The 12,657-nt window shown below is 65.7% G+C and carries 15 protein-coding genes; 9 read left to right on the plus strand and 6 right to left on the minus strand.

Annotated features, from left to right (window positions below):
• Positions 1–45: 45 nt before the first annotated feature.
• The 3 genes from ABEA50_RS09980 to ABEA50_RS09990 form a co-directional block, all read right to left on the minus strand.
• Positions 46–426, minus strand: coding sequence for an NADH-quinone oxidoreductase subunit A (locus ABEA50_RS09980; protein ID WP_345494963.1), 381 nt, complete (start codon positions 424–426; stop codon positions 46–48).
• A 521-nt stretch (positions 427–947) separates the two neighbouring features.
• Positions 948–1,358, minus strand: a complete 411-nt coding sequence (locus ABEA50_RS09985; protein WP_345494964.1) for an Rv3143 family two-component system response regulator — start codon at positions 1,356–1,358, stop codon at positions 948–950.
• 103 nt (positions 1,359–1,461) lie between these two features.
• Positions 1,462–2,331: a LysR family transcriptional regulator gene (locus tag ABEA50_RS09990; RefSeq protein ID WP_345494965.1), complete on the minus strand. Its 870-nt coding sequence runs from the start codon at positions 2,329–2,331 to the stop codon at positions 1,462–1,464.
• A 243-nt stretch (positions 2,332–2,574) separates the two neighbouring features.
• Between ABEA50_RS09990 and ABEA50_RS09995 the strand changes: the two genes are divergently transcribed.
• The 5 genes from ABEA50_RS09995 to ABEA50_RS10015 are packed head-to-tail and all read left to right on the plus strand — an operon-like array spanning position 2,575 to position 7,513.
• Positions 2,575–4,017, plus strand: coding sequence for a form I ribulose bisphosphate carboxylase large subunit (locus ABEA50_RS09995; protein ID WP_345494966.1), 1,443 nt, complete (start codon positions 2,575–2,577; stop codon positions 4,015–4,017).
• A gap of 27 nt (positions 4,018–4,044) precedes the next feature.
• The gene (locus ABEA50_RS10000) at positions 4,045–4,467 is read left to right on the plus strand and encodes a ribulose bisphosphate carboxylase small subunit (RefSeq protein WP_345494967.1); all 423 of its coding nucleotides are present in this window, start codon (positions 4,045–4,047) and stop codon (positions 4,465–4,467) included.
• Positions 4,457–5,485: an AAA family ATPase gene (locus tag ABEA50_RS10005; protein WP_345494969.1), complete on the plus strand. Its 1,029-nt coding sequence runs from the start codon at positions 4,457–4,459 to the stop codon at positions 5,483–5,485. Before ABEA50_RS10000 ends, ABEA50_RS10005 begins: the two co-directional genes overlap by 11 nt.
• A 15-nt stretch (positions 5,486–5,500) precedes the next feature.
• Positions 5,501–6,589, plus strand: a complete 1,089-nt coding sequence (locus ABEA50_RS10010; protein ID WP_345494970.1) for a class 1 fructose-bisphosphatase — start codon at positions 5,501–5,503, stop codon at positions 6,587–6,589.
• Between the two features lie 45 nt (positions 6,590–6,634).
• Entirely contained in the window at positions 6,635–7,513 is an 879-nt protein-coding gene (locus ABEA50_RS10015; protein ID WP_345494971.1) for a phosphoribulokinase, read from the plus strand.
• An 8-nt stretch (positions 7,514–7,521) separates the two neighbouring features.
• Here the strand turns inward: ABEA50_RS10015 and ABEA50_RS10020 are convergent, their stop codons facing one another.
• Positions 7,522–7,920: a DUF4440 domain-containing protein gene (locus ABEA50_RS10020; protein ID WP_345494972.1), complete on the minus strand. Its 399-nt coding sequence runs from the start codon at positions 7,918–7,920 to the stop codon at positions 7,522–7,524.
• A 175-nt stretch (positions 7,921–8,095) separates the two neighbouring features.
• Between ABEA50_RS10020 and ABEA50_RS10025 the strand changes: the two genes are divergently transcribed.
• On the plus strand, positions 8,096–8,518 hold the full coding sequence (locus tag ABEA50_RS10025) for a nuclear transport factor 2 family protein (RefSeq protein ID WP_345494973.1): 423 nt from the start codon (positions 8,096–8,098) through the stop codon (positions 8,516–8,518).
• 12 nt (positions 8,519–8,530) lie between these two features.
• Here the strand turns inward: ABEA50_RS10025 and ABEA50_RS10030 are convergent, their stop codons facing one another.
• Positions 8,531–8,890: a PLD nuclease N-terminal domain-containing protein gene (locus tag ABEA50_RS10030; RefSeq protein WP_345494974.1), complete on the minus strand. Its 360-nt coding sequence runs from the start codon at positions 8,888–8,890 to the stop codon at positions 8,531–8,533.
• Positions 8,891–9,026: 136 nt separating this feature from the next.
• Complete coding sequence (dinB, locus tag ABEA50_RS10035; protein WP_345494975.1) at positions 9,027–10,253, minus strand: DNA polymerase IV; 1,227 nt, start codon at positions 10,251–10,253, stop codon at positions 9,027–9,029.
• 152 nt (positions 10,254–10,405) lie between these two features.
• On the opposite strand from dinB, the gene ABEA50_RS10040 reads away from it, so the two are divergent.
• From ABEA50_RS10040 to ABEA50_RS10050, 3 genes are all read left to right on the plus strand, one after another.
• A complete protein-coding gene (locus tag ABEA50_RS10040) occupies positions 10,406–10,786 on the plus strand; it encodes a BlaI/MecI/CopY family transcriptional regulator (RefSeq protein ID WP_345494976.1) in 381 nt (126 codons plus the stop codon).
• Between the two features lie 87 nt (positions 10,787–10,873).
• Positions 10,874–12,133 carry an NAD(P)/FAD-dependent oxidoreductase gene (locus ABEA50_RS10045; RefSeq protein ID WP_345494977.1) on the plus strand — a complete coding sequence of 420 codons (1,260 nt, stop codon included), beginning with the start codon at positions 10,874–10,876 and terminating at the stop codon, positions 12,131–12,133.
• Between the two features lie 92 nt (positions 12,134–12,225).
• Positions 12,226–12,639 carry an NUDIX hydrolase gene (locus ABEA50_RS10050; RefSeq protein ID WP_345494978.1) on the plus strand — a complete coding sequence of 138 codons (414 nt, stop codon included), beginning with the start codon at positions 12,226–12,228 and terminating at the stop codon, positions 12,637–12,639.
• Positions 12,640–12,657: the final 18 nt, after the last annotated feature.

The raw sequence follows: 12,657 nt of genomic DNA on the forward strand, positions 1-12,657 counted from the left end.
TTCGTGCTCGACTTACGCTGGTGTTCGAAACGCGCTGTGCGGCAATCAGTCCCAGCTCAACCCGCCGCGTCGCCACTCGTAGGCGTATGCCACCGAGACATTGAGAATGAACAACGCCATCGCGACGAGCCCGAAGATGCCGAGCGCGTCGAAGTGGATCGCCCACGGGTAGAGGAACACGATCTCGATGTCGAAGATGATGAACAGCATCGCGGTGAGGTAGTACTTCACCGGAAAGCGTTGCCCCGTCACGTTTCCCGGTCCGCCCGCGATGGCGTGTGGTGTGGGTTCGATGCCGCATTCATAGGGCTCGAGCTTGGCCCGGTTGTAGCGCTTCGGGCCGATCACCCCCGCCAGGATGATGGAGAACACGGCGAACGCCGCGGCGATGGCGCCGAGCACGAGTGCCGGTAGTTCGATATTCACGACTGCTTCCCCTCCTTCTGCGCTGAAGCGAGTTCGAGCTTGCGAGTGGGTCGCCCGGTGTTGCGGGCGGTGACTTCCGAGGGGCTGGTCTCAGTCGTCCACCGCGGCCAGACTCGTCGCATGGCCTTGCTCGAGGCGGGTTATGGGCTGCCCGCTCTCATTGTGAGCTACGGCACAGCCTACAACTCATCACCCCGGTCGCCGCCGCGATTGACTGTCCGGTTTGATCGAATTCGCGACAGCGATTCATGACCGAAACGGTGGTAATCGACCGTCATGTCACAGGACGTTGTTCGATAGTGGAACATCCCGTGGAATCAGGGGCCGTGGTCGTGATTCTCGATGGCATGTCCTGGTCTGGGCGTTCGGACCGATGCGTGCCGCCGCCCCGGTCATGACCGGAGCGATGCGGCGATTTGGTCGGCGGGGAGTCGGTGGTCACGCAAATTTTTGGGACGACCGTACGCTATTGGTGATTAATCCTGGATCGCTATAACTGAATAGGCCGAAAGGCGAGCGAGTCAGACCGCCGAACGGTCCCGCAACAACCCGACGACCGTCGCGGTGAGTTCGATCGGATCGAGGGGGTGCGCGACCGAGGCCTCCGCGCGCGACCAATTGGCCAACCAGGCATCGTCGCGACGGCCCGTGAGCACGAGGACCGGCGGGCAGTGGTCGAGCTCGTCCTTGAGCTGCTTGGCGATGCCGAGACCGCCGGTGGGCGCCGATTCGCCGTCGAGGATCGCGAGATCGATACCGCCCGCGTCCATCCGCTCGATGACCACCGGGCCGGTGGCCACCTCGAGGTAGTCGAATTCGGGTAGCTCGGGGTGCGGGTGTTTACCCAGCGCCAGGATCACCTGACTCCGGGTGTCGGCGTCGTTGCTGTAGACGAGGACCCGCAGCGGGGTGGAACGATTCGAGTCGGCCACACGCGGATCGTACGTCCGAATGCACGCCGTCGGTGGCAGGTTGGTCCAGATCCGTGCTGGTTTCTTCGGAAATGGGTTGGCGCAGCGCGGTACCCCGGCCGGATCAGTCGGCTTCGAAGGCATCGTCGCCGACCAGCTCCGTATCCAGAAGATGGGCGAGAAACAGCAGCGCGGTGGGTGTCGGTGTGCGACTGGTGATCGCGTGCCACGGGCGATCCAGCGGCGTGCCCTCGACGTGGAGTAGGTGCAGCGCACCTGATTCGAGGTCGCTGGAAATCGCGTCGCTGTGAATCAGGGTGACGCCCAACCCCGCTCGCGCGGCAGCCAATACCGCGCCGTGGCTGCCGAGGGTGAGCGTGGGCGGTGTGATGGCGAGCCGGTCGAGCAAAGTGAGGGTCGCCTCCCTGGTGCCGGAGCCGCGTCCGCGCAGGAGCCAGGTGGCGTGTAGTGGGTCGAGGTGTGGGGGGCCGACCACGGTCAGCCGACTCGGCCGTCGGGCGCGCACCACCAGATCCGTGCCGTCCGGGGGGCGGCCCGCGATGACGAGATCGGTTTCGTGGTGGTGCAATTCGGCGAACAGTACGTCACGTGGCTGCACCGAGAGGCTGAGCTCGATGTCGGGAAAGCGGTCACGGAAGGAGGCCAGCGGGCGCAGCAGCACGTACTCGCCCGCCGTGGCGACGACGCCGATCCGCAGTCGACCCGTGTCCGCGCGCAGCACCGCCGCCTGCGCCTCGCGCATGAGTCCGATTATGCCCCGGCAATATTCGGCATAGATGCGACCGGCGTCGGTGAGCACGATGCCGCGGCCCGCCTTCGCCACGAGCTTGGCGCCGAGCTGTTTCTCGATGTACGCCACGGCCGCCGATACCGCGGCCTCGGTGATGTGCAGCTGGGCGCTCGCCCGCCGGATGCTGCTGTGGCGAGCGACGGCGAGGAAGGTTTCCATCCGCCCCGCGCTGACCCAAGCCACCCCGCAACGGTAACAAACTCAACGCAATGGTTGAGGGTTGCGAGAAACAATCAAATTGTGTGTGCAACGCCCCGGCCTCATCCTGGAATTCGCAAGGCGCACAACACCCGTCGGACCGACGAACCGGCGACGGGTCCGCAGAACGTTCAGCGCCCCGAGTACCCGAAAGCCCGACGCGCTCCGGCGAACAGCCGCGTCGGTGCCGAACGAAAACGGGTGCCGGCGTGATCTCGTGGAGGAACGATGGCCGAAGATACCGAACGGGACCGCTGGGATCCAGGCGTCCAGTCCTACGCGTCGATGGGGTATTACGCGCCGGACCATCAGCCGTCGGACACCGACGTGCTCGCCGTCTTCCGGGTGACACCGCAGCCGGGGGTCGACCCGATCGAGGCAGCGGCCGCCGTGGCGGGTGAATCATCCACGGCCACATGGACCGTCGTATGGACCGACCGGCTCACCGCACACTCGCGCTACCAGGCCAAGTGCTACCGCATCGATGAGGTGCCGGGCAGGCAGGGAGAGTACTTCGCCTACATCGCCTATGACCTCGACCTGTTCGAGGAAGGGTCGATCGCCAACCTGACCTCCTCGATCATCGGGAATGTCTTCGGGTTCAAGCCATTGCGCGCGCTGCGCCTCGAGGACATGCGCATTCCGGTGGCGTACGTGAAGACGTTCCAGGGGCCCGCGCACGGCATCGTGATGGAACGCGAGTACCTCAACAAGTACGGCCGACCGCTGTTGGGTGCGACGGTGAAGCCGAAACTGGGTCTGTCGGCGCGCAATTACGGGCGGGTGATCTATGAGGCATGCAAGGGCGGACTCGATTTCACCAAGGACGACGAGAACATCAACAGTCAGCCGTTCATGCGGTGGCGCGATCGCTTCCTGTTCGGTATGGAGGGTGTCCAGCGTGCGACGGCCGAGACCGGGGAGATCAAGGGCCATTACTTCAACGTCACCGCGGCGACGATGGAGGACATGTACGAACGCGCCGAATTCGCCAAGGAACTCGGCAGCATCGTGATCATGATCGACCTCACCATCGGGTACACCGCGATGCAGTCGATGTCGAAGTGGGCGCGGCGCAACGGGATGCTGCTGCATCTGCACCGCGCGGGACATTCCACCTACACCCGCCAGAAGACGCACGGGGTGAGTTTTCGGGTGTTGGCCAAATGGTGTCGGCTGATCGGCGTCGACCACCTGCACGCGGGCACCGTGGTCGGCAAGCTGGAGGGCGACCCGGCGACCACGCGCGGGTTCTACGACACCCTGCGCGACAACCACATTCCCACCAACCCGGCCAACGGCATCTTCTTCGACCAGGACTGGGCCAGCCTGCCGGGGGTGATGCCGGTGGCCTCCGGTGGGATCCACGCGGGACAGATGCACCAACTGCTCGACCTGTTCGGTGACGACGTGGTGTTGCAGTTCGGCGGCGGAACCATCGGCCACCCGCTGGGTATCGCGGCGGGCGCCGAGGCGAATCGAGTGGCGCTCGAAGCGGTGGTGCAAGCCCGCAACGAAGGCCGTGACCTGCTGCGCGAAGGCCCCGAGGTCTTGCGTGCGGCCGCCGCGTACTGCCGTCCGCTCGACGTGGCCTTGGCGACCTGGGGCGATGTCACCTTCGACTACACCTCCACCGACGCACCCGACGCGGTGGCGACCGTTACGCACTGACCGCCGCACCGGCGAGAGGAGCCACCCATGTATTTGCGGCACGGAACGTTTTCCTACCTACCCGAATTCGACGACGCACAGATCGCGGCGCAGGTCAGGTACGCACTGCTGAACAACTGGCCGGTGTCGATCGAATACTCCGACGACCCGCATCCCCGCAACGCCTACTGGGAGATGTGGGGACTGCCGTTGTTCGACCTGGACGAGCCGGACGGGGTGCTCGCCGAGATCAACGCCTGCCGAGCCGCGTTCCCGCGTCACTACGTTCGCGTCCTCGCCTACGACGCGCGTTACGGCAGACAGACCACGGCGCTGAGTTTTCTGGTGCAGCGTCCGCTCGAGGAACCGGGATTCCAGCTCACTCGCACCGAGGGCCTCGACCGCCGACAGCATTACGGCCTGCACGCCTACGCGACCGACGACAGTCAGGGACGACGCTATGGCAGCTGACCACAACGGCGCGGTCCGCGCGCCCGGATTCCAACTGCACCGTCCCGGCGGCGACCCGCCACGGGGGAGGGGACCCGCCGAACCGGATGCCGACGCCGAGCTGCTGGCCGACGACGCCATGGTGGACCTGTCGCTCGACCTCGCGGGTGTCGACGTCGAAACCACTCTGGCGCGGCTGGACGCGGAACTCATCGGACTCGCGCCGGTGAAACTGCGGGTCCGCGAGATCGCCGCACTGCTGCTGATCGACCGTGCCCGTGCGAAATTCGGTCTCGAGGCCGCCCGGCCGACCCTGCACATGAGCTTCACCGGTCCGCCGGGCACCGGGAAGACGACGGTGGCGCTGCGCATGGCCGGGCTGCTGCATACCCTGGGTTACATCCGAAAACCCAAGGTGCATACCGTGACCCGTGATGACCTCGTCGGCCAGTTCATCGGGCACACGGCGCCGAAGACCAGGGAGGCGCTCGCGAGAGCCGCGGGCGGGGTGCTGTTCGTCGACGAGGCGTATTACCTGTTTCGCCCGGAGAACGAGCGCGATTACGGACAGGAGGTGATCGAGATCCTCCTGCAAGAGATGGAGACCCAGCGCAGCAGTCTGGTGGTGATCTTCGCGGGCTATCCGGACCGGATGCAGCGATTCTTCTCCGCCAATCCCGGCCTGTCCTCACGGGTCGCCCACCACCTGCGCTTCGAGGACTACAGCCAGGCAGAGTTGCTCGCCATCGCCGAGGTGATGGTGGCGCACGAACATTTCCGCTTCGACGAGGATGCCAGGCTGGCGTTCGGTGAGTATGTGGCGCGGCGAATGGGCGAACCGCGCTTCGCGAACGCGCGCAGTGTCCGCAACGGCGTTGAGCGGTGTCGGTTGCGTCAAGCCAAACGACTGGTGGACGCGCGGCGTCCGCTGAGCCGGGCGGACCTGACCACTCTGAGCGCCGCGGATGTGTACGGCAGCAGCGTATTCGCCGACGACACCGAGCAGCAGGACGGGCCGAAGGATCGGGCCACCGCGTGACGAGATCGAGACGCCATGCCGAACAGATTGACGACCCTCACCCGCTACACCATCGAGGAAGAACATCGCCATCCCGGCTCGTCCGGTGAGTTCTCCGCGCTGGTGAACGTGGTCGCCACGGCCACGAAGATGATCGCGAACCAAGTGACTCGCGGCGCTATCGCCGGTGCGCTGGACACGGTGAGCTCCCCGGCCGGGTTGCCGGAGGACGTGGCGCCGCTGCGGCGGCGACTCGACGCCATCACCAACACCATCATGCTTACCGAAACCCAATGGACCGGCTATCTTTCAGCGTTGCTCTCGGAGGAGATGAGCGGGATCCATCCGGTGCCGGTGACGCATCGGCGTGGGAAGTATCTGCTGGCGTTCGATCCGCTGGACGGGTCGTCGAATATCGATGTCAACCTTCCGGTCGGGACCATCTTCAGTGTCCTTCGCGCACACGAGGATGCGCGCGAGCCCGCGCCGGGAGACTTCCTGCGGCCGGGCGTCGAACAGGTATGCGCGGGCTTCACCCTCTACGGACCCGCCACCATGCTCGTGCTCACCACGGGCAGCGGCGTCGACGGATTCACCCTCGACCGGGAAATCGGCGCCTTCGTGCTGACCCACCCCCGCATGCGCGTGCCCGAGGACACCTCCGGGTTCGCGATCAATGCCGCTAACGAACGTTTCTGGGAGCGGCCGGTGCGGCGCTACGTGCACGAATGTCTCGACGGAGTCGAGGGTCCGCGTGGTCGGGACTTCAATATGCGCTGGGTGGCTTCGCTGGTGGCCGATACCTTTCACATCCTGACCCGCGGCGGGGTCTACCTGTACCCGCACGACACGCGGTCGCCGATCTGTCATGGCCGGGTCGCGTTGCTGTACGGGGCGAATCCGATCGCGTTCATCATCGAGCAGGCCGGTGGCTGCGCCACCACCGGCGACCAGCGGGTGCTCGAGGTGCGTCCCGATCGGGTGCATCAGCGGGTGCCGCTGATCTTCGGTTCCCGCAACGAGGTCGAACGCATCGAGCGTTATCACCGTGCACCCGAGGAGGGGCCGAACTTCGATACCTCGTTGTTCGGCACCCGATCGCTGTTTCGTCCGGCTCAGCGTTGAGTCCGCGACACCAACGGTAGTTGTTCGGCGAGAGAAGGAGGGGCTATGTCGGTGAAGCATCCGGTCGTGGCGATCACCGGGTCCTCCGGTGCGGGAACGACCAGTGTGACACGAACATTCGCGGAGATATTCCGCCGAGAAGGCATCAATTCCGCTGTGGTCGAAGGGGATTCGTTCCACCGCTACGACCGCGAGGAGATGAAGGCTGCCATGGCGGCGGCCGAGGAGAATCAGGATCTGCGGTTCTCGCATTTCGGTGAGGAGGCCAATCTACTCACGGAGTTGGAGTGCTTGTTTCGCGAGTACGGCGAAACCGGTGTCGGCAACGTGCGTCGTTATCTGCACGACGAGAACGAAGCCGAACCGTACGGTCGACCCGCGGGCACCTTCACGCCGTGGGAGCCGCTCGCGCCGGGAAGTGACCTGCTGTTCTACGAGGGTCTGCACGGTGCGGCCGTGACGCAGAAGGTGGATGTCGCGCAGTACACCGACCTGCTGGTCGGTGTGGTGCCGATCATCAATCTCGAATGGATCCAGAAGGTCATCCGGGACAAGACCTATCGCGGCTATTCCAGCGAGGCCGTCATCGACACCATCCTGCGCAGGATGCCGGATTACGTCACCTATATCTGTCCGCAGTTCTCCCGCACCTACGTCAATTTTCAGCGGGTCCCCACCGTTGACACCTCGAATCCGTTCGTGGCGCGCAGTATTCCGACCGCCGACGAGAGTTTCGTGGTCATTCGCTTCGCTGAGCCCAAGGTGATCGACTTCCCGTATCTGCTCTCGATGCTGCACGATTCGTTCATGTCGCGACCCAATTGCATCGTGGTGCCGGGCGGAAAGATGGAGCTGGCCATGCAATTGATCTTCACGCCGTTGATCCTGCGACTGATGGACAAGCGACCCAATCGCGACTACTGAGCCGGTGCTCAACCCATTGTGGCGCAGGCGGTTTCGTGCAGCGAAAGCCACAGGTAGCGCTCCTCGTCGACCAGCAGCACGGCGGTGACGACGCGGCTGGCGCTGGCGCCGTCGCGCTGGTTCTCGGCGGTGAAGCGGACGGTCACGACGGTCTCGGTCGATGCGAGTTCCTCGACTTCGGTAACCTCGATATTCAAGCCGGGCTGCGCGCCTTTGGCCGCCCACACGCCCGCGAGCAGGGTGTCGCGCTCGATGATCTGCCCGAGCGTGGTGACCGAGGTGAATTCGGGGTGCAGCGCGTTCGCGAACCGATCGAACACCTTGGGCGCTGCCTTGGTGGCGAGCCATTCGGCCAGGTCCCCGTGCAATGCCGCGACGATTTCCGTCAGGAAGGGATGCGCGGACATGATGACACTCTCGATTTCGCCGGGCACACGCGGTGCGTTGTTCGAAAGCATAGCGAGAACCGTTGCGCGCGTTGGCGTCATCGGGAGATCGGTGCGGGGTGTTCGTGCGGAGTCCTGCGTTGGGTTAGGCTCGGACGCGACCCTATTCAACGAGTTGCATATACGAGGTGGCGGCATGCGCGCATTTCAGGAGGCCGTCGAGGCCGGAGACTTCGCGAGGATCGAGGCGCTGCTCGCCGACGACGTCGTGTTCACCAGCCCGGTCGCGTTCAAGCCGTATCCGGGTAAGGCGATCACGGCGGCGATCCTGCGCGGTGTCGGACGGGTTTTCGCCGACTTCCGCTACATCCGCGAAATCGTGAGCGCCGACGAGCGCGACCACGCGCTGGTCTTCGAAGCCCAGGTCGGCGGCAAGACCGTCAACGGCTGCGATTTCCTGCACTTCGACGACGCCGGCAAGATCGACGAGCTGACCGTGATGGTGCGACCGCTCTCGGCGGCGACCCTGCTCGCGGAGGCGATGGGCGCGCAGTTCGAGCAGATCCAGCGCGAAGCCGCCGAAGCTCTCACCGCCGCCGAAAACGCCGCGCGACCGTAGGTTTCGTCCGCGCTAGGCTTGCTCGTCGCGCTCGCGGCGCGCTTGTTCCTGGCGACGGAATTCGCGACGCTGCTGCTCGGCACGCTCGCGCAGCCCGCGCAGGAATTCCTCGTCCGCCTCGGCGTCGGCCGGAACGTAGCGTCCAGGGCGGTCGTACTCGCCGTAGGCGGTGGTGGAGCGGGGGCCGCCTTCGTTGAGCGGGCGGCCGAGCACTAGCCACAGCAGCGCGCCGAGCGTCGGGATCAGGATCACCACGATGAGCCACCCCATCTTGGGTAGCTGGCGGATGCCTGCTTCGGGGCAGGTGATGATGTCGATCAGGCAGTACACCCACAGGCACAGGGTGAGCAGACCGAAGACGGCGTAAGGCATCGAATTCTCCTCGATTACCGCAAAGCGGGGAACACGGAACAATGCTTAGCCCGTTCGTTCCCGTGGTTCACAACGCACCCCCCGAACCGGCTTCGCAAGAGCGTACCGGAGGCGGCGCCTCGGGGTCGGGTCGCACTCAGTCCGGCAGCAGCGGCACCGAAATCCCCTCGCCGCGACCGAGTAACGCGGCGCGGGTGACGGCGGACGAGCCGAAGCGCTGACGCAGTGCGTCGACGGTGGTGTCGAGGGTGTTGTCGGCGCGGGGTGTCAGCGGGAGGGTCAGTTGGCGCGGGTCCGCGTCAACGAGGTTGGTGAGCGCGAGGCCGATCAAGGTGAGTCCGCGCTCCTGGATCATCGGCCGTGCCTCGTGCAAAAGGGTGCGTGCCGCGGCCAGGATCACCGCGGTGTCATCGGTCCCGTGCGCGAGTGTGTGTGAGCGGGTGGCGCGGGTGAAATCGTCGAAGCGCAAGCGCAGCACCACGGTTCGACAGCAGCGCTCGGCGGTGCGCAGGCGTCGTCCGAGTCGGTCGATCAGCCCGTGTACGAACGCCTCGATTTCCGTGAGCGGGCGAGGCTGGCGTCCGAGGGCGCGTTGCGCGCCGATCGAGCGCCGACGTTTTCCGGTCTCGACGCGCCGAGGATCACGCGCCTGCGACAGTGCGTAGAGATGACGGGCGGCGGCGGGGCCGAGAATCGTCCGCAACCGCGTTTCGCCGAGTGCGGCGATATGGCCGACCTTGGTGATGCCGTGCTCGTGCAGATTGCGCGCGGTGACCTCGCCGACGCCCCACAGTCTTTCGATCGGCAGCGGATGCAGGAATTCCAGCTCACCGCCAGGGGCGACCAGCCGGAGTCCATCCGGTTTCGCAACGGCACTGGCCACTTTGGCGAGAAACTTGGTGCGCGCGATGCCTACCGAGATGGGCAGCCCGACCTCCGCCGCCACCCGTGCGCGTAAGCGGTGCGCGATGTCGACCGGCTCACCCGCGATCCTGCGCAGACCACCGACATCGAGGAAAGCCTCGTCGATGGAGATGCCCTCGACCACCGGGGTGGTGTCGTGGAAGACCTCGAACACCGCCGTGCTCGCCGCGGCGTACGCCGACATCCTCGGCGGCACCACGATCGCCTCCGGACACAGGCGCAACGCCCGATGCCCATTCATCGGGGTGCGTATTCCGCGCGCTTTCGCCTCGTAACTGGCCGCGAGCACCACACCACCGCCGACGATCACCGGCTTGCCGCGCAATCGGGGGTCGTCGCGCTGTTCGACCGCCGCGTAGAACGAGTCGAGATCGGCGTGCAGGATCGAGGCGTCATCGCGCGCGGTGATTCGCGGTCTTCGAGGCTCCGACACGAACATATGTTCGCATGGACCACCGACACGGTTGGCACGCGCTCCGGTGGGACGAGCCAGGGCGGCTCGAGACCCGGCGAACCTACGGCCGCTCTCCGTAGAAGGCGGTATGGTCGATCGACCAGCCTGCCGGAGCTGAGTATGAGGGAGCCGACGTGATGCGTGATTTCGGGGACCTGGAAGCGGTGATCATGGATCGCGTATGGGATCGCGACACCGAGTACACGACCGTACGGGACGTCTTCGAGCAGCTCTGTACCGAGCGCGACATCGCCTACACGACGGTCATGTCCACGATGGACAACCTGCACCGCAAGGGGTGGCTTGCGCGCGAACGTGCGGGGAAGGCGTACCGCTATTGGCCGACGCTCACCCGCGAAGAACACAGTGCGCGGCGGATGCTTGCGGCACTGGGTTCCGGTGGTCGATCCGACCTCGTGTTCAGCTATTTCGTCGACCGGATCAGTGCAGAGGAATCCGCGGGCCTGCGCGCGGCGCTGCGCCGACTGTCCACCGAGCGAGCACCGAACGTGCGCTAGCTTTCGGTCGCGCGACAGCAGTCCCGCGCGAACCCGTGTCGACGTGTTAGCCGAACGGATCGTGGCATTCGGGCTAGCGTGGCGAGCATGGCTGCGACGATTTCGAAGGACGTGATTGTCGTCGGTGGAGGCTTCGCCGGCGTTGCCACCGCACAGCACCTCGCCCGCGCGGGCGTCGAAGTGCTGCTGGTCGACAAGAACAACTACCACCAGTTCCAGCCGCTGCTGTACCAGGTCGCGACGGCGCAGATCGGGGTGTCGGAGGTCGCGCGCCCGCTGCGGGCCATCTTCCGCCGCCACCGCAGTGTGCGCGTGGCGGTTTCCGAGGTCACCGCGCTCGATCCGAAGGCCAAGACCGTCACCCTGGCCGACGGTACGGTGTGCTCGGCGAAGATCCTGGTCGTCGCGGTGGGTGCCGAGGCGAACTTCTTCGGCATCACCGGTGCCGCCGAACATTCCTATCCGATGTACTCCCTCGACGACGCGGTCGGGCTCGGCGCGCGCATGATCGCGGATCTCGACCGCGCCGATTCCGTCACCGGTCGCGACCACAACCTCGGCTTGATCGTGGTCGGCGGCGGCGCCACCGGTGTCGAACTCGCCGGCGCGGTCGCGCACAATTTGCGTTCGGCGGTGCCGCGTCTGTTCTCCGAGGAGTTCGCGCAGGCCACCGAGGTGCATCTGGTGGACATGATTCCGACTGTTCTCGCGCCGTTTTCGGAGCGGTCACAACAATACTCGCGCGAGCAACTGAGCAAGATGGGCGTGCGGCTGCACCTCGGGGTCGGTGTCACCGAGGTGCGTCCGGACGGTGTGACTCTCAAAGATGGGTCGAAGATCCCCGGCAGTTTGGTGGTGTGGGCAGGCGGATTGAAGGCATCCAGGCTGCTCGGCGAGTCAGGCTTGCCGCAGGGCAAAGGGGGACGCATCGACGTGAATCCCGACCTCACCGCGCCGGAATTCGATGGTGTGTACGTGCTGGGCGACGCGGCCAATATCACCGACAGCAAGGGGCGCGCGCTGCCCCAATTGGGTTCGGTGGCGCAACAATCGGGAAAATGGGCGGCCCGCAATATTCACGCCGACCTCACCGGGGGATACCGGCGACCGTTCCGGTACATCGACAAGGGGATCATGGCGATGATCGGTCGCGGTGCCGCCGTTGCCGAGGTCGGGCCGGGACGCAGGGAACTGCACGGCCCGTTGGCCTTCTTCGCCTGGCTCGGTGTGCATGCCGCGCTGCTGTCCGGGGTGTGGCAGCGGGTGGGCGCGGCGGCGTCGTGGAGTGTGGACTATCTGTCGCACAGCCGTCCGCAGGTGGTACTCGGCCGCGTCGATTCCAAGTAGTCGTTGCGCTGAAAACTGGTATCGCACAGCGGTTTCGCAGGCGAGTCCCCGGTTGATCCTGGTGAATCCGCCGGTCGGGTTAGGCTGCCGGTATGACGGAACGGCCCGCGGTGACCGCGCTCATCGACACGGTAGCGTGGGTGTTGATCGAGCGAGGTCGGGTGCTGTGCGCGCGACCCACCGGCAAGGACGTGTTCTACGTTCCCGGCGGAAAGCGGGAGGGCGCGGAGACCGACCTCGAGACCTTGACTCGGGAAATCGAGGAGGAACTCACCGTCGCGGTGCTGCCGGAGTCCGTCGCCCCGGTCGGCACCTACGAGGCGGTGCACGAGCCGGGTGCGGTCTGCGTGCGGATGAGTTGCTATACCGCCGACTATCGCGGAACCCTCACCCCGAGTAGCGAGATCGCGGAGATCGCGTGGTTCGGCTACCACGATCGCGTGCGGGTCCCTCCCGTCGACCAGTTGCTGTTCGATGATCTGGCGGCGGCGGGCCTGCTGCACTGACTGTGCGCAGACACGTGG

Source organism: Nocardia callitridis (assembly GCF_039543305.1).
GTDB classification, from domain to species: domain Bacteria; phylum Actinomycetota; class Actinomycetes; order Mycobacteriales; family Mycobacteriaceae; genus Nocardia; species Nocardia callitridis.

Bases quoted from the DNA above. Each gene is read 5' to 3' on its own strand.
- ABEA50_RS10025 (WP_345494973.1), top strand. From the start codon at position 8,096: ATGCGCGCATTTCAGGAGGCCGTCGAGGCCGGAGACTTCGCGAGGATC.
- dinB (WP_345494975.1), bottom strand. From the start codon at position 10,253: ATGTTCGTGTCGGAGCCTCGAAGACCGCGAATCACCGCGCGCGATGAC.
- ABEA50_RS09995 (WP_345494966.1), top strand. From the start codon at position 2,575: ATGGCCGAAGATACCGAACGGGACCGCTGGGATCCAGGCGTCCAGTCC.
- ABEA50_RS10045 (WP_345494977.1), top strand. From the start codon at position 10,874: ATGGCTGCGACGATTTCGAAGGACGTGATTGTCGTCGGTGGAGGCTTC.
- ABEA50_RS10020 (WP_345494972.1), bottom strand. From the start codon at position 7,920: ATGTCCGCGCATCCCTTCCTGACGGAAATCGTCGCGGCATTGCACGGG.
- ABEA50_RS10000 (WP_345494967.1), top strand. From the start codon at position 4,045: ATGTATTTGCGGCACGGAACGTTTTCCTACCTACCCGAATTCGACGAC.
- ABEA50_RS10005 (WP_345494969.1), top strand. From the start codon at position 4,457: ATGGCAGCTGACCACAACGGCGCGGTCCGCGCGCCCGGATTCCAACTG.
- ABEA50_RS10040 (WP_345494976.1), top strand. From the start codon at position 10,406: ATGCGTGATTTCGGGGACCTGGAAGCGGTGATCATGGATCGCGTATGG.
- ABEA50_RS10015 (WP_345494971.1), top strand. From the start codon at position 6,635: ATGTCGGTGAAGCATCCGGTCGTGGCGATCACCGGGTCCTCCGGTGCG.
- ABEA50_RS10030 (WP_345494974.1), bottom strand. From the start codon at position 8,890: ATGCCTTACGCCGTCTTCGGTCTGCTCACCCTGTGCCTGTGGGTGTAC.
- ABEA50_RS10010 (WP_345494970.1), top strand. From the start codon at position 5,501: ATGCCGAACAGATTGACGACCCTCACCCGCTACACCATCGAGGAAGAA.
- ABEA50_RS10050 (WP_345494978.1), top strand. From the start codon at position 12,226: ATGACGGAACGGCCCGCGGTGACCGCGCTCATCGACACGGTAGCGTGG.